This is a genomic window from Bacillus sp. BD59S (assembly GCF_007363175.1).
GTDB classification, from domain to species: domain Bacteria; phylum Bacillota; class Bacilli; order Bacillales; family Bacillaceae_G; genus Bacillus_A; species Bacillus_A pacificus.
In genome coordinates this window covers 2,819,218-2,839,929 of sequence record NZ_CP034686.1, presented here as the reverse complement: position 1 = coordinate 2,839,929, position 20,712 = coordinate 2,819,218, and the positions used below count along the sequence as shown (strand labels likewise).

Genomic DNA, 20,712 nt, shown 5'->3' with positions numbered 1-20,712 from the left:
ATCCATACAATAAAAAACGTCATCAGTTCTAATCTGGCCTGTTTAGAAATGATGACGTTTTTTTGTATTTAAAGGTATTAAAATTTCTTAAGTTGATGGGCATGTGGCGGATCCCTATTTTCAGCTTGTTTCAATTCCTTTCTTACTAGATATCCACTCATTTGCCCATGTATTGGCGGAAAAATTCTATTTGTTCGTTGTTAAGTATTGTTGCTTCGTCTTTTCTTAAGTCAAGGTGGAATACATGACCGCTAGTTTTGTCATTATGACCATATTCCTTGTAAATATAATGAAGTCCTGCGGATTCTAATTTACTAAGGAAAACAGGTTGAATCCCAACCAATCCATCATTAACACTACAAGTCACAAAGGACTGAGGAAAAGATGACGTAATGTTTGACTGAAAATCCATTTCCTTTTCATATTTATAAATTTCAGTTCCAAGGTAGTCCTTCATCAAAGCATTTAAAAGACTCCTGTACCATTCTTTCGTTTCTTTGTTTTTTATTCTATCGAGAGGATCATACATTCCGTGGTTTAATCCCATTGCTTTTACTTTTATATCAGGCATTTTGAAGTCAAACAGTTTTGCATACTTTAAATTAGTTATAATTGCTGCATACTGACTTGCAATCTGGGCTCCCGCTGAATCACCTACAATAAACAAATTATTTAAGTCCATATGAAACTTTGTTGAATTATTCTTCACCCAATGAAAAACCGAATTTACATCTTCCAGAGCCGCTGGAAATTTATATTTTGGTGCAAGACGGTAGTTGAAGTTTACTACCGTAAACCCGTACTGGGCTAAATTCATGCAGTAAAATTGATAAGCTTCCTTGTTCCCGTACACCCAGCCACCACCATGAATCGATATAATTACTGGCAAGGGTTTGTCCGTATCCTTTGGATAATACACGTCAAGCAAATGGTCTTCACTTTTATCCCCGTAGTAATCAAGGTTGTCAAACCTTTCTATATTTTCTGGGGTAGTTAACCCTTTATCTCTTTTAGCATCACCCTTTTTAAATATCACATTTAATAAAACTGATGTTAATGACATTTTTCCACACCTCTTTTTGTGCAATGAGAATTATTTAACGGATTATTTTTTTTTGGGAATTATATTTCGATAGAAGAAATAATTTATTCTTGTTCTATTAATCCGCCCCTTTAATGGAATAAGGAATGATTATTTGTTCCTTTCCCATAGCTTTCTATAGTCACCTTTAGGGAGGCATATTAATTTACTAGAAGAATACCATATTAATTTGGATAATGTAGTATCATTAGATTCTTTAAGATCACTAAAACTCTCTTGCGTTGTTAAAAACAAGGAAATCGTTTTAAATAGGGGCTTATCGTTGTATATCCGCATTTTCCTGATGGTATCCCATGCTCATCAACTCAAGAATTTTATAACATCTCCAGGATGAAAATTCCATGTGTTTTTGACAGACAACGGCTTATTTTTTCGTTTTGGGGGTATTTGCTTTTCTTAGCTTGATGGCGATGGGGTACTACCCCATATTAGAAAAAACGATATTTTGATGCAAAGTTATGGTGCAAGCAAGAGCATTACAGTTCTATCACCAATTCATTTTTTGATATAATGGATGCGTGGCAGAAAACAGATAGAAAGATACTGCTAGTAATTTATACTTAAATGTAGGGAGATTGAACAGAGTTATGGGGACAGAAAAAGAAATTAGTTCCGCTAAATTAATATGGAAGATGACGCGCCCGCATACGTTAACGGCGACGTTTTCTCCTGTGATTTTAGGAACAGTGGCATCACTTTATGTTGCCAAAATTGATTGGCTTTTATTTATTGCGATGATGGTTGCATGTTTGGCATTGCAAATCGCAACGAATTTATTTAATGAGTACTATGATTTCAAACGTGGATTAGATACAGCTGATTCTGTTGGAATTGGTGGCGGAATTGTCCGTCATGGATTGAAACCAAAAAATGTTTTAACAGTTGCGCTTTTATTGTATGTAGTAGCAGCATTTATTGGAGTTTATATTTGTATGAATAGTAGCTGGTGGTTAGTTGTCATCGGTTTAATTGGAATGGCGGTTGGCTATTTATATACAGGTGGTCCATTACCAATTGCGTACACTCCGTTTGGGGAATTAGTTTCTGGATTGTTGATGGGGACATGCTTTGTACTTATTGCTTTCTTTATTCAAACGAATACGATAACGACTGAAAGTGTATTAATTTCCATTCCAATTGGAATTTTAGTCGGTGCAATCAACATGTCAAATAACATCCGAGATATCGAAGAAGATATGAAAGGTGGAAGAAAGACATTAGTAATCCTCCTTGGGAGAGAAAAAGCAATAGTAACACTAGCTGTAGCCTTTTTCGTTGCTTATTTATGGATCGCGGTAATTGTATTGATAGGTTATATAAGCCCTTGGGCATTAGTGATGTTCCTAGGTTTGAGAAAGCCAATCTCCGCCATTCAAAGTTTCCAAAAAGGAGCAAAGGATCCAGGGTATATGCGCATCGCAATGAAATCAACAGCGATGACAAATACGATTTTTGGCTTTTTATTATCAGCAGGATTATTAATAAGTTACTGGTTTTAAATAAAAATATTGTTAAGTAACTTAACCCCAATTTCTCAATTTTAATATGGAGAGATTGGGGTTTTTATTTTGACTATGTTTAACGTTAAGAGCATTTTCATTTGAAATGAAAATACCAATACATTGCAACTTCATCACTTGTCATATCCAAACCTTTATAAACAAGAAAATCAAACCCACCAATTACAAATCCACATTTTTCATAAAATTTACACGCTGCGACATTATTATTTTGCGTTTCAAGCATGATACCCGTCATATTGTCTTTCTTTGCCCATTTCTTTGCTTGATCAACTAATCTTTTACCAACCCCGAGTGTACGATATTTTTTATCCACCGTTATATCTTCTATGTAAGCATAGTGATTCCAATTCTTTTTCAATACTATGAATCCAATGATTTGGTTATGTAACAGTGCTATGTAAATTACTTGATTAGGGTTATTAATATATTCATTGTACTCGAGTTCTTCATTATCATTTTGATTTTGTAAATAACTTTTTTCATAACTCGGAACGTCTTCTACTGTATATTCTATGCGTCTATTTACTTTTGAAAGAGAAAGAATTAACCGAGCATTCACTATAAAACTATCATCAATCTCCGGGAAATTGTCTACATCATTTTTTTCTAACTTTCTAATTAAAAGGTTCATCGGAGTACCTCCAAATAATAAAATTTCCTCTGGTTTTTTATGTAATTCAAATGAATTGCAATGACAAAATTATAATAGACTTTTAATAGTAAGGCTATCATTACAAGTTCTTCCTGAAATCATTAAATTTTATAAAGAGAAAGGGTATGAATTTAGGGTATACAATGATGAGGGCCATTTTCGTTTAAACTTCTAGAAAAATCAACGTCTATAGTATAAGCTTATTTCTTTTAAAAAGTGTTTTTATTATTAAATCAATAACTAAGACAAAAGTCGATTTAATATTTTATAAAGAAATCGGCTTTTTCTTTTATGTATTACGTTACAAGAGCTTTCTTATTTTACCCGGAATGTCCTTTTTAGAAATGCATGCAACAGAGCTTTTATAGTAAGAGTATTTTGTTGGGGATGATCAAAAAAAATCTATATTGTAATATAAAAAATTACTATGATTTGAAAGGATACCTTGCAACAATCCCAATAAATCTTTCTCAATAATTGAAAATAAAATCAATCCAGATTATTATATTGTTATTGTAAATTTATTTTATTAAAGGAGGATACATAAATGAAAAACTCAAAAGGCTCTATTGAATCAGAGATAAGTAAAGCAATTACGCACTGGGAAAAGGACTACCTAGGACGCGGGTCTATATCCGTTAAGACAGATATATTACGGGATATGATTATCGTAAATTTACAAGGTATTTTAACACCGGCTGAATATACTGTTTGCGAAACGAAAGACGGTATGCTAACGATAAAGAAAAATCGTTCGGAGCTAGTTGAATCTGGAATTGATGATTTGAAAGAGATTATACTCGAATTAACTGGAGAGAAAGTGAAAAGCTTTCATACGGATATAAGCTCTCGTACAGGTGAACGAGTAATGATTTTTAAATTGTTTCATAATCTTGAGGAGAAATTTTAAAAATTAAAACCACCGTAGGGCTAGTGGGAGATAATTAAGAAACCTAAAAGTTTTGCACTTTAGTTACATTTATTAACATGATAATAATTAAAAATTTGAAGTTATTTACGTATAATAAATCTTAAAAACTGATAAAAAAATTGACAAACTGCTTAATATGGTTTATCTTATAATTGTTTTAAAAATTAATAGATGCTTATTTTAACGGTTTGCTATAATTAAGGCTTTAGCATTTTTTTAATATGTAATATTGACTAAATGAAAAAGTTTCTTAATTGAAAGATAGCGCATAACGTAAATTGATATATTGATTGCATAATCTAGGAGATCAGAGATATACTGTTATTTTTCATAGGAGTAATACATACATTATTAACCTCTATAAAATGGGAGCTCTTCAAAAAACTTTATTGAAGTTAGTTGAAGTGAAACCGACAATCTCCATAATTCAATGATGATATAAAATCATTGAATTATGGAAGTTGTCGGTTTTTTTTATGGAAAAAACGATGTACGAAAAAGAGTGAATAAAAATTGAAATTAAAAAACTATCGTAATGAAAAGGAATTTTTATAGGTTATTTTCGTTTAGAAGGGAGTATTGTACATGTTAATTTCGCTAAGTTCATCAACACTGTTAATATTATTTTTTATCGCGCTTAGTGCTTCTTGTCTAAGTGGATTATTGTTATTACATGCAAGGATGCCTTTACGTTTTGTTCATATCCATATTGGTATCGCTGCATTGCCTTCATTGGTTTCTTTACTCGCACTTGTTAATCACAATGGAGATAGAGTTGTAGGGCCTTGGCATCTAGATACTTTAGCTTGGTTAATGGCTTTCTTCGTTCTTACAATTGGTTTAATCATTCAGCGATTTTCTGTACGTTATTTAATGGGAGATCGCTCATATCGAAAATACTTTTCACTTTTTACATTTACTACAGGTGTATCTTCGGTTGCATGGTTAAGTGATGATCTTCGCTTCATGCTTATTTGTTGGGGAGCAACTCTTATAGGATTGGTTCTACTCATAGGGCTAAATAAAGGGTGGAAAGTAGTTAGTGAAGCAACAAAAATTTCTAGTTATTTATTTACAATAAGCTGGATTGCGTTGTTATCAGCTATCATCTGGATGTTTCAAATAACTGGACAGTGGCAGTTAACATCAGTTTTAACGAATGAAAATGTAGCTCAATTTGGAACATTGGAGAAAACAGGAATTAACTTATTGATTATAGTAGCTGTGATAATTCCAGCAGCACAATGGCCTTTTCAGAGATGGCTAATTGAATCAGCCGTTGCTCCAACTCCTGTTTCTGCTATTATGCATGCGGGGTTAGTAAATGCTGGCGGTATCATGTTAACTAGATTTTCGCCACTGTTTCATGATGATATTGCACAAATCATTTTACTAATTTTCTCTAGTATTTCTGTCTTAATCGGAACAGGAATTAGCTTAGTTCAGGTTGATTATAAACGTCAGCTAGTGGGATCAACGATTGCACAAATGGGATTTATGCTGATTCAATGCGCATTAGGAGCTTATTTAGCGGCTGTTATTCATTTAATTTTACATGGTTTGTTTAAAGCTACACTGTTTTTACAAGCTGGTTCTTCCGTACAACGTTTTGGGGAAGTGAAGCAGTCTAATGAAAAAATGTCCAATTTATGGATGATAGTCGGGCGTGTTTTCGGATTATTTATAGTGATTGCATTTTGGTTTACGACTTCTGGAGAAGGGTATCAATTCGTTAGTGCGTTCGTCTTAGGGTGGTCATTATACTTTTCATGGAAACAGCTTGTTGTTTTTGGAGAGGGAAGAATGGGAAGAATTGTTGGCCTATTTATTTTAGCTGGATTTTCTCTCATTTACTTTACAGTTCATAATTCTCTTTATAAATGGTTGCATACTGACATGTATCAAAGCGTTCAACCTTCAGCTCCAGCCGTTATTTTTGTTATATGTCTCTTATTATTTGGTAGTGCTATTAGTACTCTCGTTACTCGTAACCAATCCTCTACTATATTTGCTGTAATGTATCTTTGGTTCGTTCGAGTAGGTGAGGCGAGACGAAAGTCAGTAGAAAGTCATCCAAGCTATCTGAAACATTATGTATCAAAGGGAGGTAATCAGTGATGGGCATATCGTCAATCGTAACGAAAGAAACTTTAAAAAAGAAAGAGACAAACATTGAAGTACAAGAAAATAATATGAATGATTTAGTTGAATCTGCTAGCCGAGTGATTGCACCACTTTGGCCGATTGCTACATTTGCAGCTCATCACCCTTGGATGGGGCTTGAAAAACAATCATTTGAACAAGTTGCAGATTGGTTAAAAGAAATTCGTAATGTGGATATATATCCGAGTACTTCTATGATTCATTCGGCAAAGGCAAAAGGGGAGATTGAGGAATCATTTTTACAAAGTGGCTTGTCTCGTTGGCTTGATTCACAATCTTTTCATATCCCGCGAGCGAAAGCGGAGCGTTTTTGCCAAGAAGCTTTAAAGTTAGAAAGATTACCTTCTAGTTTGTTATCATCGCCAGAATTAAATAAATTAGCAGAAGAAATAAGTTATATAAATACAGGGAGTATGAAAGACTCTTCTTTGCAATTAATCAGTTCACTTATAGAGAATCAAAAGGGTGAAAACCTATCTGATATTCTTAATTATCACATCATTAAATGGTGTAAATTATATTTGGATGACTCCGGGGCAAGCTGGACGATGCCAAACCGAAAGAAAGGCTTGTATCGTGCATGGCACCACCTTATTACATTTGATCCAGCGCTCAGTAAAAATGAGCGTAAAGTTTTAAAAGATTGGCCACAAGATGCCCAGGGAGCTTTAATAAAAGCATTATCTGAACTAGGAATTTCTGAATCTAACAAGCAAGCTTACCTTGAAGGGCACTTGCTTGCTTTGCCTGGATGGGCAGGAATGATACGATGGCGTTCCCAACAATCAATTCAGGAACAGGAACTTATGATTGAATATTTAGCAGTTCGAATTTCTATGGAGCTAGCCATTGTAAAACCTTATTTACCTATAAAAAATCAAAAGGTTGAGAAAAAAGTTGAGGTTGTCCCACTTATAGCTTCTTGGATCTATTGGGGGGATATTTCAACACGGGAATGGTTACAAATGTCTGCCGCTGAACAAAGCGAATTATTAACAGTTGCTTATCGTTTTGATGAAAATCTTCGCAGGAAACTTTGGCTGGAAGCTTGGGAACAGACGCATGCTGAGCAATTAAGGGAGAAGATCGCTTCTAAACAACGTGCAACGAATGATAAAAAACATGTATTAGCTCAATTAGCATTCTGTATTGATGTACGTTCAGAACCTTTTCGTCGTCACCTAGAAAAATTAGGTCCGTTCGAAACGTTTGGAATAGCCGGTTTCTTCGGGTTACCAATTGCGACTAGTGAACTAGGTAGTAATGACAGTCATCCTTCTTTGCCAGTTATATTAAAACCGAAACATCAAATAAAAGAACTCACGGATGAAAAGGAATTTAAAAATTATAAACAACGCAAGAAGATAGACAGCTCAGTAAGTTATACGTTTAAGACGATGAAACAAAATGTATTGACAAGTATGTTACTACCTGAAGTAAGTGGCCCTTTACTTGGCCTACAAATGGTGACAAGAAGTTTTGTGCCAAGAAGAGTAGGTAGTTTCCTTCGTAACCTTCGTAAAACGATGTTACAAAAACCCGATACAATATTCTCACTTAATCATGTTCATGATACAAAATGTGAGATACCGATCGGTTTTACGAAAGAAGAAAAAGTGAACTATGTGCGTCAAGCTTTAAAAATGGTGGGATTAACAGAAAAATTCGCGCCTTTAGTTGTAATGTGCGGACATAGTAGTCAAAGTACGAACAACCCTTATGCTGCAGCGCTTGAGTGTGGTGCTTGTGGCGGAGCAGCAGGAGGGTTCAATGCAAGAGTTTTTGCTACATTATGTAATCTTCCAGAAGTAAGAGAGGCATTGTCTGCTGAAGGCATTAAAATTCCTGAGGCTACCATTTTTGCAGCAGCTGAACATAAAACAACAGTGGATGAATTGGAATGGATTTACGTCCCAAAACTTTCGGAAGCTGCGCAAGAAGCATTTGATCGTATTGAGTCGGTTGTGCCAAATGTGAGCCAACATGCAAACAGAGAGCGTTTAACACAATTACCTAATTTTAAAATGAAAATAAAAAATCCGAGTAAAGAGGCACATCGATTTGCAGAAGATTGGAGTGAAATACGTCCAGAATGGGGATTAGCCCGTAATGCATCTTTTATTATCGGACAGCGAGAATTAACGCAGGATTGTGACTTAGAAGGTAGGGCTTTCCTTCATAATTATGATTGGAAACAGGATGAAAATGGCGATATATTAGCTAGCATCATAGCGGGACCAGGAACAGTAGCGCAGTGGATCAATCTACAATATTACGCTTCAACTGTAGCCCCTCATTATTATGGTAGTGGGAATAAAACAACACAAACCGTAACGGCAGGTCTCGGTGTTATGCAGGGAAATGCAAGTGATTTGTTATCAGGCTTACCTTGGCAATCCGTAATGCAGTCAGATCGTGAGACGTATCACTCACCACTTCGTTTACTCATTGTAATTCAAGCGCCTACTAAATATATAGAACGTTTGCTAAAGAATGATTTCACATTTCGAGAAAAAGTTAAAAATGGGTGGGTTAGACTGGCGAGTGTTGATCCAGAAGGACAATGGAAAAATTGGTAACAATCATGTCATGAATAATCAACTATCGTTACTAGTTTAAAAGTTTCATAAATACAATCATGAAGAAGGAGTGCTATATATGAATGCAAAGAATAAAAAGGTTTTATTGTTAACAGACATTGAACACGGAATAGAGCCTATTATCAAACAAGTAACTAACGTTCAACGAGAAAACATGTTGACTATACACAGCTACGATTCTGTAATTGTACATCCTTATGGAGATATAATGAGATCTATTATTATTGCTATTTATGAAGAAAATGTGGAAGAAATTTTTGTTGTCGGAATAGAGGATAAAGAAACTAATGTAGTTAATCTACAAATTCAACGTGATTTCATAAAAAATAACAAGGAAATAGACTATCTCTTTAAAAATTGCATGCCTGAATTTTCAAGTGGTAGCCTTGAGGAATGGCTAAGTGGAAAAGAAAATGTTAGTGAAAATATTGAGAAGAGTATAGATATGATTCGTCATCATCCATTAGTACCTTCTCATGTTAAAGTTCATGGTTTCATGATTGATAAAACAGGTGGAAAAGAAACGGTTGTTAAAGTTCCTACTAATAAAGTAACGAAACAAATGCATTCTTATGTGTAAGTTATCGATAGATAAGCAACTTTTATTTGGACTTGTGTTCTTTACAAAGAGCAAAAGAAATCTTCTATAAATGGGGATCTTTTGCTCTTTTTGTTTGAATTTTTAATGTGTTTTATAGGAGATATCTAATATGTACATAATAAAAATATATAACCTTTTGGATAAAATTTTAAGGACGGATTAGCAGGCGGGAAATAAAAATTTATGTTGTGATTTATTTTAAGATTATTATTAAAAAGAATGGAGATTCTTTAATTATGACAATAAAACAGTTAAAACCTAAAATAATATGGAAAAAAAGAATGCTGCTAACTATTCAAACATCTCCAGGTTATGCGAAATTAACCGGAATCGACGCTTAAAGGTATACTGCTATTTTGCGGTCCGTATAATATGCCTGCATTAGCTAAAATGGAAATCGCCTCTATTTATCAACACATTACAAAAGATTATCCACCAACGTTCATTACAGATGGAAATACTGCATCATTTGAAGAGCAAGCTAAAGCATTAGCTTCTACTTTACACATAAAGGAGTACCTGTAGATACACTTTTCTTCGATAAAAATATCTCTGGGAAGTTAGCGCATGAATTTCAATTTAAAATGAACACTCCAGCAGGTCAAGAAGCTTTTAACCAAGTTCTTAAATTTCTAAATGAAAATAAATAATATATATACTATTAACTTTTTATAACCTTAGTTTAATACCAAATATGAGTGGACAAACATATTGTACTAATAATTTAATGATAGCAAGAATAATTTTGATAAGAAGTATATAGTAAGAATGATTTGGAGATACAGATGGGGATATAACTATTTTATTTAGGACGGTGCACTTTAAATGGATTTACAGACAGGGAAATTATATTGGAACACAACTTTTTCTAATACACCTTCTTACCCTCGGTTGGAAGAAGATATAAAATGTGACGTACTCATAATAGGAGCAGGGAGTTCCGGTGCTCAATCCGCATACTATTTAAGTGAATCAGATTTAAAGATTGTTGTCGTTGATAAAAGAAAGGTAGGACATGGAAGTAACCTTACAAATACAGCACTTATTCAATATTTAGGTGACAAGATGTTTTTTGAACTTGTAAATACATTTGGAGAAGAGTATGCAGTTAAGCATATGAAATTATGTGAACAAGCTATCAATGATATTGAATATGCTGATCAACATTTACCTTATTGCTCTGACTTTAAACGACGTGACAGTTTATATTATGCAAGTTATGAAGAGGATATAAAGAAATTAGAAAAAGAACTGTATTATTTACATAAACATGATTTTAAAGCGACTTGGCTATCAGAGGAACAAATTGGACAGAGATATCCATTTAAAAAACGTGCAGCTATTTATACGTATAACGATGGTGAAATAAACCCTTATAAATTTACACATAGTTTATTAAAACAAGCTTCTAATAAGGGAGTCCACATTTATGAAGATACGGAGATTGTTGGCAAAAAGTTAGCGGAAGAATGTGCTATCTTTTATACAAAGGGGGGCAATTCTATTACTGCCAATAAAGTAATTGTGGCTGCAGGATATGAAGGATTGGAATTTAAAAAGGAAAAGAATGCAACAATGATTAGCTCATATGCAATTGTTACTAATCCTGTGGAAGATTTATCTTCTTGGTATAAACGTACTCTCATTTGGGAAACTGCGAGACCATATATTTATATGAGAACTACTGCAGATAACAGGATTATTATAGGTGGGTTAGATGAAGATACAAACATTGCTCAAGAAAGAGATTCAAAATTAATCCATAAAAAAGAGAAATTAGTGAATGAATTTAATAAGCTCTTTCCAAATATTACGGTTGAACCTGAATTTTATTTAAGTGCTTTTTATGGTGGTACTCATGATGGTTTACCTATAATTGGAATGTATGAAGAGTTTCCAAATTGTCACTTTATCTATGCGTATGGAGATAATGGATTAGTATATAGTATGACACTTTCTAAAATTGTTCGAGATGTAATTATTAGCGGTTCAAGTCCAGATTTGAATTTATATTTACAAACTAGACCAAAACTAAATGAATAAGCTGCATGTATGCAAAATCAAAGTAGTATAAAGAAGTAATCGTTTTAACGGTTTTAATTATTTTATATAGGAAGCAATTCTACATTTGTAATCTCTCCAATATATTTTGGGGGGATTTATTTTTTTATTGAAAAATAGTCTAATTAAACTATAATGGGTATATAGTTTAATTAGACTATTTATTCTGTTGGGTGTGAAAAAAGGAGGAAAGAGGTATGGTTGCAAAAGAGACCAACTTACGCTTAGTAATAGCTGGTTTAATGCTAGGCATTTTAATGGCTGCAATGGATAATACAATTGTTGCTACTTCAATTGGTACAATTGTCTCAGATTTGGGTGGATTGGATAAATTCGTCTGGGTTACTTCTGCTTATATGGTTGCAGTTATGGCTGGTATGCCTATTTTTGGGAAATTATCTGATATGTATGGTAGAAAGAGGTTCTATATTTTTGGTTTATTAATCTTCTTAATTGGTTCTGCATTATGTGGTACTGCGCAAAGCATTGTTCAGCTAAGTATTTATCGTGCAATTCAAGGTATAGGTGGGGGTGCACTTATGCCAATCGCTTTTACCATTGTATTTGATATTTTTCCTATTGAAAAAAGAGGAAAAATGACAGGATTATTAGGGGCCGTATTTGGTTCTTCAAGTGTATTAGGGCCTTTATTAGGCGCGTATATAACAGAAAATATTAGTTGGCATTGGATTTTTTACGTCAATATTCCAATTGGTTTAATGTCATTAATTTTTATTTTAAAAGCTTATAAAGAAAATAATCCACCTACTAAGCAAAATATTGATTGGTGGGGGGCGATAACGCTCGTAATAGCAGTAATTAGCTTAATGTTCGCTTTAGAATTAGGAGGAAAAGAATTTAAGTGGGGTTCGATACAAATCATTGGGTTATTTACATCGTTTATTGTATTTTTTATTGGTTTCCTATTTGTAGAAAGAAAAGTGAAAGATCCGATCATATCATTTTGGATGTTTAAGCGTAAGGAGTTTGCAATATCTCAAATTATTACATTTTTCTATGGAGCAACATTTGTTATTTTAACAGTATTCATTCCTATTTTTGTTCAGGCTGTATATGGTGGAACAGCAACTAATGCTGGATTAATTTTAACACCAATGATGTTAGGTTCTGTCGTAGGTAGTGCCATTGGCGGAATATTTCAAACGAAAATTAGTTACCGCAACTTAATGTTATTATCTGTAATATCCTTTGGGATAGGTATGTATTTATTAGGAACGATGGATCCGCAAACAAGCCGTGCACTTTTAACGATATACATGATTATAACGGGATTTGGGGTTGGATTTTCGTTTTCTTTACTTCCTACAGTTTCTATTCATAATATGGAACCGAGATTCCGTGGTTCAGCTACTTCAACAAATTCATTCTTTCGTTCACTAGGTATGACAATTGGGGTAACGATTTTTGGCTCCATTCAAAATAGTACCTTTACAGCTAACTTAAAGGATGCTTTTAAGGGAATAGAACACGGTTCCAGCATGTTAAATAATCTAGGTGATCCAAGTGCAATATTTCGCTCAGATATAAGGGCCAGTATCCCTACTTTTATTCTTGAAAAAATTATAGCCGCTATGTCATCTTCGATTACTAGTGTATTTCTATTAGCTTTAATTCCAATTATCGTTTCGTTTATGGCAATATTATTTATGGGGAATGTCAAAGCTGGTACAAAGGATAATAAAGTGAATTTGAATTCATAAATTTTATAAAACAAAAAGATTCTTTGCTTATTTTTAGCTTATACTATTGGTATAGGTTATTAAGGAGTGGAGAGTTATGAATACAAAGCTTTTTATGCTGGGTCTTCTTATGGAGAAGAATAGGCATCCGTATGAAGTCCAGCAACTTTTAAAAAATAGTGAAATGAAATATTATATAAAAATTACAAAAGGCTCTTTATATTATACATTTGAGCAACTTGAAAAGAAGGGCTTTATAGAAGTTGTTGATATTATTCGTAATGAACAACGTCCTGAACGGACTATTTACGGTATTACTAAAAGTGGTAAACAAGAATTTGAGCATTTATTATTAGAGCAAATGATAAAGAAAGAGGATATGCATCGTCCTATATATGAAGCGTTACTTTTTGCACAATACGGGGAGGAACAATTAATTCTAGAACAGCTAAAAATTAAAATTTCTCAACTGACGTTATATCTTACTACTCTTCAAAAAGTATATGAAGAGAAGTGTGGAAAAGAGAGTTTAGCTAAGCTATATATATTATCTAGTGTCATTTTACATTTAAGAACAGAGTTAAAGATTTTACAGAGTTTATATAATAACGTAAAAAATGAAAAGATAGATAATATAGGAAATGATGTACTTAGAGAGATAGAAAATCAATGTTTATAATGAAGAAGATTATAAAATAGAAAGAACGATTGTTATAATCATTTAAAAATAACAGAAGTACTTGTTCGAATAAAGAATGAATTGTGCTTTAAGAATGGGAAAGGATAGCCATGCAAAATAAAATTATCGTTATGTTTCAAAAAGATTTTCGTTTATATGATAACCCAGCTCTATTTGAAGCTACTCAGTCTGGTGAGGTTCTTCCAGTATATGTACAAGATGAAGCTTTTTCAATGGGAAGTGCGTCAAAGTGGTGGTTGCACCATGCTGTAATAGATGTAAAGAAGCAACTTGAGGCATTGGGCTCTACTTTAATAATTCGTAAAGGAAGTACGGAGGAAGAAATACTTTCTCTCATAGAACAGTTAGGTATAACGGCTGTATATTGGAATATTTGTTATGATCCGGAGAGATTACAATCTAATCAAAAAATGAAAATGATGTTAGAAGATAAAGGTATTACATGTAAGGAATTTAATTCGCATTTATTATTAGAGCCTTGGATGATTAAAAAGAAAGATAACACTGAATATAAGGTGTTTACGCCTTTTTATAATGCATTTCAAAAGCAGGTAATATCTAAACCTATTAGTAAAGTGCAGCGTATAAAATGGGGAAGTTCTTTACCAGCAAGTTTATCTGTTTCAGAATTACACTTGCTGCCGACTATACCGTGGACATCTCATATGGAATCAATATGGGATCCGACAGAAGAAGGGGCATATAAAACATTCAAGAAATTTTTCTCTAGCAAACTGACCTCTTATAGTGAAGGAAGAGATTTTCCAGATCAAAATGTCCATTCCATGTTGGCACCGTATCTTTCATTTGGTCAAATATCAGTAAAGCTAATATATCATTACTTAATAAATAAAAGTACCGAAAAACAATGTAGTCTTTTTGAACAACAAGTGAATAGCTTTATACGTCAATTAATTTGGCGAGAGTTTTCTTATTACTTGCTATATCATTATCCATTTACAGTATATAAACCTCTTAATAAGAACTTTGAACATTTTCCGTGGGATAATGAAGAGCCGTTTTTAAGGATATGGCAGAAAGGTGAAACGGGGTACCCGTTTATTGATGCAGGAATGCGGGAACTATGGCAAACAGGTTTTATGCATAACCGAGCAAGAATGGCTGTAGCCTCTTTTCTTGTAAAGCATTTGTTAATTCCGTGGCAAGAAGGAGCAAAATGGTTTATGGATACACTATTAGATGCTGATATTGCAAATAATACAATGGGGTGGCAATGGGTTGCTGGAAGTGGGGCAGATGCATCACCGTATTTTCGTATTTTTAACCCGATCACACAAGGTGAAAAGTTCGATAAAGATGGGGAGTATATAAGAAAATGGGTACCAGAATTAAGAGATATGCCTAATAAATATATACATAAACCGTGGGAAGCACCTGAGCATATTTTACAAAAGGCCAATATAAAACTTGGTGATACATATCCTTTTCCGATTGTTGATCATAAGGCAGCACGAGAGAGAGCACTTTGTGCATATAAAAGTATGAAAGAATTTGTATAAAATAAACGAATCAATATGAATTTGAGACGTAAAGGTTATAATGAAAAGCATAAGAATGTCTATTTGCATATTAAAGTTGTATTCATTGAAAGAGCATACGAATCATATAGAGTTTCTAAAACCTTCTATTAAAAAGGAGAATGTTTATGAAAAAATCTAGTATTATAGTATTTTTACTAACATATGGTTTGTTTTATGTTTCTAGTATTGTATTTCCTATTGATCGCACTTGGTACGATGCGCTAGAAAAGCCGTCTTGGACGCCTTCTGGCATGACAATCGGAATGATATGGGCTGTATTATTTGGACTTATTGCATTATCAGTTGCAATTATTTACAACAACTATGGATGTAAGCAAAAAACATTTTGGTTTTTATTCCTTTTAAATTATATATTCAATCAAGCGTTCAGCTATTTTCAATTTAGCCAAAAGAATTTGTTTTTAGCAACAGTAGATTGTTTACTAGTCGCTATTACTACGTTACTTCTCATTATGTTTTCTTCCAATTTATCTAAAGTATCGGCATGGTTGCTAATCCCATATTTTTTATGGACTACATTTGCTACATATTTATCTTGGACCATTTATAGTATGAATTAAAGACGTAAATGAAAACTTGAGCATAATAAAAATGCTCGAGTTTTTATGCTTATTAATGATAATCTAAAGTATAGAATATATACATCTTAGGGAGGCCATCTTTGTGAAGAAATGGATAAAAATTACGCTGTACTCTTTACTTGGTATTTTACTTATAGGAAGTATTACGTTTTTGACTTGGTCTCAGTTTACTTATAAACCGACGAAAGAGGCTTTGTCGTTAGTGGATGATAAAAAAGATGAAGATTATATAGCTTTTGGAGAGAAGGATGCTAAAATAGGGGTTATTTTTTATCAAGGAGCTAAAGTAGAAGCCGAGGCTTATAGTTACTTAGGGGAAGCACTTGCAAAAGATAGGTATTTTGTAGTAATGCCTAAGTTACCATTAAACTTAGCGATATTTGGAATCAATGAGGTAGACAGTGTAATTGAAAAGTATCCGGAAGTTCAAAAATGGTATGTTGCGGGGCATTCAATGGGCGGAGCTATGGTTTCTAAGTATGCCTCTCAGCATGAAGACAAGGTAGACGGAATCATTTTCTTAGGTTCTTATCCTGCAGATGACTTCTCTACGAAATCAATCCCGATGTTATCAATTTATGGGGAAGTAGATGCATTAGCAACTGTAGAAAAAATAGAGAACAATAAAAAGTTCATGTCAAAGAATACAACTATGCACATGATAAAAGGCGGAAACCATGCTCACTTTGGCATGTACGGTGAGCAAAAAGGTGATAATGCGAGCTTAATTACGCCGAAAGCACAACGAGATGAAACAGTGAAAGTAATGGAAGAATGGTTATTGAAACAATCATAATCAGCTTAATAAATCGATGGTGATTATATAAAAAAGATTCTTACTATGTAAGAGTCTTTTTTTAGTAATTGCTAGCACTTTTGATGTATATCCAGATTTTGAATGGATCAATTCGTATGAAATAACCTTATTTGGGTATAAATATTAAAAAATTGAAGGAGTTTAATATGAAAAAAATGATAGCGGTTTTGTTTACTTGTAGCTTTCTTTTACTAGGTGTACAAGGGATGGCAAATGCAGAGGATTCTTTAAAAGAGATTTCCTATATAGAAAACAATGCAAGTAAAATCTTTGAAAATCCAAAAGTTTTTTATAGTAAAATTAAAAATCATACGTATCGTTCTTTCTATGTCCCTTTTCATGAAGCTGAAAATCATATACAGAAAACAGTTCTATATAAAGATTTACAATCGACTATGGAATCCGAAATAGGACCGTGGGTAAGTAAGACAGCGAGTACACAAGAAAATCCTAAAATTAATCCGAATAGACAAATTTACTTAATAGCATCATGGACAGAAACAGAAAAAATTTTCCGAGTAAAATATTTGATCGCTGATGCTGAAACAAAGACCACTCTTTGGACTGGAGAAAGTAAGGGAATGAAAAAATAAGCTGATAAAAAATCAGCTTATTTTTTATTTGTTTACTATCTTCAATTGTCCTCTTACTTTCTCCGGTATGTCCTTTTCAGAGATAACATCGTAAGAATACACATACTTTCCTTTTACTTGAATTTTCAAGTAAGTTTTTCTTATAAAATCATTAGGGGTGTTCGTTCCCACTTTATATTCTTTCTCATTGCTTAATTCATCGACACCTTTTAGTGAGTAAATAGCCCGGCCTTTATAATGATAATCTGGAATGCCATACCCCTGCGCAACGGCGTATACATTTTTTTCTTCAGCAATCGGATTAAATCTGTCTAAATCCCCGCGTAATATGAAAGGAAGTAAGTATATAGGAAGGCCTATTCCTATTATGCAAATTATAAATCTCTTCATGGTCATTTCTCCTCTTGTTAAATTACTTATTTTTAAGTATAGGAAAAAATTCTTATGAATTTAGAAGTGAATTTCTTAAGTTTTTCTTAAATAGGTGTTTAAAGGAGAGATAACAGTGTATGGTTATTCTTTCGTGCAAATCGTATTATTTTTTATCCCGCGAAAATGTTTTTTTCATTAGATAATTACTTTACCAATAATCGAGATGTTTGCGGATACATTTATTTTTGGGATACATAATTATATTTAGAGAATACCCAGTTACAGTATTTGAATTTTTAATAAGAAGGGGTGCGAAGGAATGAACTCACAGAGACAAGGCTATGCAGGCTGGTGGCAAGGAATTTATGATGTTGCGGAAAAAGCAGGTGTATCAATAGCGACTGTATCCAAGGTAATTAATCAAACTGGGCGTATTAGTGAAAAAACAATAAACAAAGTAAATCAGGTAATGGATGAACTAGATTACCAGCCAAGTAGTGTAGCAGCAGCGTTAACAGGCAAAAAAACATATACAATTGGGGTACTTGTCCCAGATATCTCAAACCCATTTTTTGCTGAAGTAGCAAGAGCGTTTGAAAATAGTGCACGAGAATCAGGGTATACACTCATTTTATGTAGTACAGACCATCAAACAAAACGTGAACACGAGTACATTGATCTATTATTTAAAAAGCAAGTAGATGGCATTATTATTGCAACGGAGTTAAATGATTATAAACTTGTAAAAAAAATCGTGAATCGAGATTTGCCACTTGTATTATTCACTGTAGATCATCCTTCCATCACGACTCATGTTGTGACAACTGATGATATGAGGGGAGGCTATCTAGCTGGAAGTTATCTAACACAGAAAGGCCATACATCTTTAACGATTATGATGGAGAAGGATAGAAAAAGTAGCTTAGGGAGATTGAATGGTTTCAAACAAGCCCTTACGGATTCAGGGATTTCGTTAGATGATGAGGCTATCATTAGTTGCTATTCGACAGTGGAAGATAGCAAACGTGCAAGTAAAGAGTTACTTCATTTGCCTAACAGACCTACAGCCGTTTTTGCTTGTACAGATTTGATTGCTATATGCCTTATGAATGAAGCAAGAAAACAAGGACTTTCAATTCCGGAAGATTTATCAATAATCGGATTTGATAATACAATCTATGCTGAGATTGCAGATCCAGGGTTAACAACAATTGAGCAGCCAATTAAACAAATGGCAGCCTGTACGTTTGAACAACTGCTAAAAACGATGGAAATGAAGGAGCATGCTAAGCAAAAAATTACAATTATTCCTCAGTTAGTAGAGCGATCCTCAGTAAAGGATATTACATGATAACTTTTTTACAAGTCTATTTGAATGTAACAAAAGAAGGTCATCGTAACTAAGTATAGTTAGGATGACCTTCTTTTATATATATAGGATTTAGACAGAGAATTGCTCACCGCTTTTCGTATTTAAATCCTGATCCATCTCATTTTCCTTTGGAATAGTAAGGAAATGAGTTAAAAATGCACCAAAGAAGTACAAACCAGCAAAAATCCACATCACGCCGCCAACACCTAATGGCCCGATGAAGGCAGTTACTACTAATGGTCCAACAAATGCTGATAATCCTGAACCTAAATTTAAAACAGACATTGCAGCTCCTTTATTTTCAGGAGATAAAGATGGGACTAATGCTGTAAGAGGTACATAACCGGCGAGTGTTGCTCCGTAGCAACAGGCAACAAATAATATTGCCCAATAATTATGTCCTACCATTTGTGGTACATAATAGAGTGCAAGAGTTACAATTCCGCAACCGACTCCTCCGAACCATTTAATTGTATTTACCCAACCAAACTTGTCTCCAACAATACCAAAAATAATATTAAACACCATATTTACAAAGAATAGAGTACCCCAAATTTGAAGCCATTCAGTCATCGTAAAATTATATTTCATCATATAGGTAGGTAGGAAAACAACAAATCCAAACTGAGCGGCCGAGTTTATAATTTTTACAATACCACCTATACCAACTTTAGGATTTTCAAATGCGATGGTAATGCCTTTTAGTAATTCACTTGATTTGTTAGCGCTTACGGTTTGTGCTTTAAACCTGTCCTTATTTACAACAATTGAGAATAATCCACCGACGACAACAAAAATTAAAGCACTCCATAATGTAGCGATTTCTCCGATTTTAGGAACCATATAGCTAGAATAAAAGGCTCCTATAACACTAAGCCCCAGCTGGAATACGAACCAGAACCAGCCAACTGCTCTTGAAAGCATTTGTTGAGGAGTACTGTAAGATACCCAAACTAGAAAAGAATAAGCAAATAAAGGATAACCGAACCCTCGTAGGGCATAGCAAATTAATATTACGGGATAATTCATATGTTGAATTCCTATACCTATGAACCCGATTGAACCTAAAATGAATGATACTAAACCAAACGTCATGACTTTTCTTGGTCCCCACATTTGTACAAATACCCCCGAAAACCAAGAAGAAGCAGATACAGTAATTCCGTAAATAGTAAACAGGAAAGCAGCGTGTTCTAGCGTTAATCCTTTTTCAACGAGATAAGGGGATAACCATCCCTGTTCTAAACCGTCCCCAATCATAAAAACAATAATCCCTATGTATCCCCAAGTTAAATTAGAAGGGATTCCAATCCTGTCCATAAATGTTTTGTTTGAACTAATAGCGTTCATTCTCCCACCACCGATAAGTTATTTTTTGGTTA

At 33.7% G+C, this 20,712-nt stretch carries 17 protein-coding genes and 2 pseudogenes; 15 read left to right on the top strand and 4 right to left on the bottom strand.

What is annotated here, in order from left to right; genetic code table 11:
* Window positions 1-157 precede the first annotated feature (157 nt).
* Window positions 158-1,063: an alpha/beta hydrolase gene (locus EKQ63_RS16705; protein ID WP_143881291.1), complete on the bottom strand. Its 906-nt coding sequence runs from the start codon at window positions 1,061-1,063 to the stop codon at window positions 158-160.
* 626 nt (window positions 1,064-1,689) lie between these two features.
* Between EKQ63_RS16705 and menA the strand changes: the two genes are divergently transcribed.
* Window positions 1,690-2,601, top strand: coding sequence for a 1,4-dihydroxy-2-naphthoate polyprenyltransferase (gene menA / locus EKQ63_RS16700; protein WP_143881774.1), 912 nt, complete (start codon window positions 1,690-1,692; stop codon window positions 2,599-2,601).
* A gap of 97 nt (window positions 2,602-2,698) precedes the next feature.
* Here the strand turns inward: menA and satA are convergent, their stop codons facing one another.
* Window positions 2,699-3,256: a streptothricin N-acetyltransferase SatA gene (gene satA / locus EKQ63_RS16695; RefSeq protein ID WP_087953184.1), complete on the bottom strand. Its 558-nt coding sequence runs from the start codon at window positions 3,254-3,256 to the stop codon at window positions 2,699-2,701.
* A 97-nt stretch (window positions 3,257-3,353) separates the two neighbouring features.
* Here satA and EKQ63_RS30305 point away from each other — a divergent pair.
* From EKQ63_RS30305 to EKQ63_RS16630, 13 genes and pseudogenes are all read left to right on the top strand, one after another.
* Window positions 3,354-3,452: pseudogene (locus EKQ63_RS30305) on the top strand (peptidoglycan N-acetylglucosamine deacetylase); the annotation flags it as partial.
* Between the two features lie 372 nt (window positions 3,453-3,824).
* Window positions 3,825-4,187: a Na-translocating system protein MpsC family protein gene (locus tag EKQ63_RS16685; RefSeq protein WP_000798158.1), complete on the top strand. Its 363-nt coding sequence runs from the start codon at window positions 3,825-3,827 to the stop codon at window positions 4,185-4,187.
* Window positions 4,188-4,793: 606 nt separating this feature from the next.
* A complete protein-coding gene (locus EKQ63_RS16680) occupies window positions 4,794-6,326 on the top strand; it encodes an NADH dehydrogenase subunit 5 (RefSeq protein ID WP_087953185.1) in 1,533 nt (510 codons plus the stop codon).
* Window positions 6,326-8,950: a DUF2309 domain-containing protein gene (locus EKQ63_RS16675; protein ID WP_143881290.1), complete on the top strand. Its 2,625-nt coding sequence runs from the start codon at window positions 6,326-6,328 to the stop codon at window positions 8,948-8,950. The genes EKQ63_RS16680 and EKQ63_RS16675 overlap by 1 nt, the downstream gene beginning before the upstream one ends.
* Window positions 8,951-9,029: 79 nt before the next feature.
* Window positions 9,030-9,551, top strand: a complete 522-nt coding sequence (locus EKQ63_RS16670) for a carbonic anhydrase (protein ID WP_143881289.1) — start codon at window positions 9,030-9,032, stop codon at window positions 9,549-9,551.
* A 308-nt stretch (window positions 9,552-9,859) separates the two neighbouring features.
* A pseudogene (locus EKQ63_RS16665) lies at window positions 9,860-10,222 on the top strand (alpha/beta hydrolase); the annotation flags it as partial.
* Window positions 10,223-10,397: 175 nt separating this feature from the next.
* Window positions 10,398-11,615 (top strand): NAD(P)/FAD-dependent oxidoreductase, encoded by a 1,218-nt coding sequence (locus tag EKQ63_RS16660; protein WP_143881288.1) that lies wholly within the window; start codon window positions 10,398-10,400, stop codon window positions 11,613-11,615.
* Between the two features lie 215 nt (window positions 11,616-11,830).
* Complete coding sequence (locus EKQ63_RS16655) at window positions 11,831-13,354, top strand: MDR family MFS transporter (protein WP_087953189.1); 1,524 nt, start codon at window positions 11,831-11,833, stop codon at window positions 13,352-13,354.
* A gap of 76 nt (window positions 13,355-13,430) precedes the next feature.
* The gene (locus EKQ63_RS16650) at window positions 13,431-14,012 is read left to right on the top strand and encodes a PadR family transcriptional regulator (protein ID WP_087953190.1); all 582 of its coding nucleotides are present in this window, start codon (window positions 13,431-13,433) and stop codon (window positions 14,010-14,012) included.
* Between the two features lie 110 nt (window positions 14,013-14,122).
* The gene (locus EKQ63_RS16645; protein WP_143881287.1) at window positions 14,123-15,553 is read left to right on the top strand and encodes a cryptochrome/photolyase family protein; all 1,431 of its coding nucleotides are present in this window, start codon (window positions 14,123-14,125) and stop codon (window positions 15,551-15,553) included.
* Between the two features lie 146 nt (window positions 15,554-15,699).
* Window positions 15,700-16,155 (top strand): TspO/MBR family protein, encoded by a 456-nt coding sequence (locus EKQ63_RS16640; protein ID WP_140168742.1) that lies wholly within the window; start codon window positions 15,700-15,702, stop codon window positions 16,153-16,155.
* A gap of 103 nt (window positions 16,156-16,258) precedes the next feature.
* A complete protein-coding gene (locus EKQ63_RS16635; RefSeq protein WP_143881286.1) occupies window positions 16,259-16,972 on the top strand; it encodes an alpha/beta hydrolase in 714 nt (237 codons plus the stop codon).
* Between the two features lie 167 nt (window positions 16,973-17,139).
* Window positions 17,140-17,586, top strand: a complete 447-nt coding sequence (locus tag EKQ63_RS16630; protein ID WP_087953194.1) for a hypothetical protein — start codon at window positions 17,140-17,142, stop codon at window positions 17,584-17,586.
* A gap of 24 nt (window positions 17,587-17,610) precedes the next feature.
* Here EKQ63_RS16630 and EKQ63_RS16625 read toward each other — a convergent pair whose 3' ends face one another.
* Complete coding sequence (locus EKQ63_RS16625; protein WP_143881285.1) at window positions 17,611-17,976, bottom strand: YxeA family protein; 366 nt, start codon at window positions 17,974-17,976, stop codon at window positions 17,611-17,613.
* Between the two features lie 301 nt (window positions 17,977-18,277).
* On the opposite strand from EKQ63_RS16625, the gene EKQ63_RS16620 reads away from it, so the two are divergent.
* Window positions 18,278-19,309 carry a LacI family DNA-binding transcriptional regulator gene (locus EKQ63_RS16620; protein ID WP_143881284.1) on the top strand — a complete coding sequence of 344 codons (1,032 nt, stop codon included), beginning with the start codon at window positions 18,278-18,280 and terminating at the stop codon, window positions 19,307-19,309.
* Between the two features lie 90 nt (window positions 19,310-19,399).
* Here EKQ63_RS16620 and EKQ63_RS16615 read toward each other — a convergent pair whose 3' ends face one another.
* Window positions 19,400-20,680: an MFS transporter gene (locus tag EKQ63_RS16615; protein WP_087996921.1), complete on the bottom strand. Its 1,281-nt coding sequence runs from the start codon at window positions 20,678-20,680 to the stop codon at window positions 19,400-19,402.
* Between the last annotated feature and the right edge of the window lie 32 nt (window positions 20,681-20,712).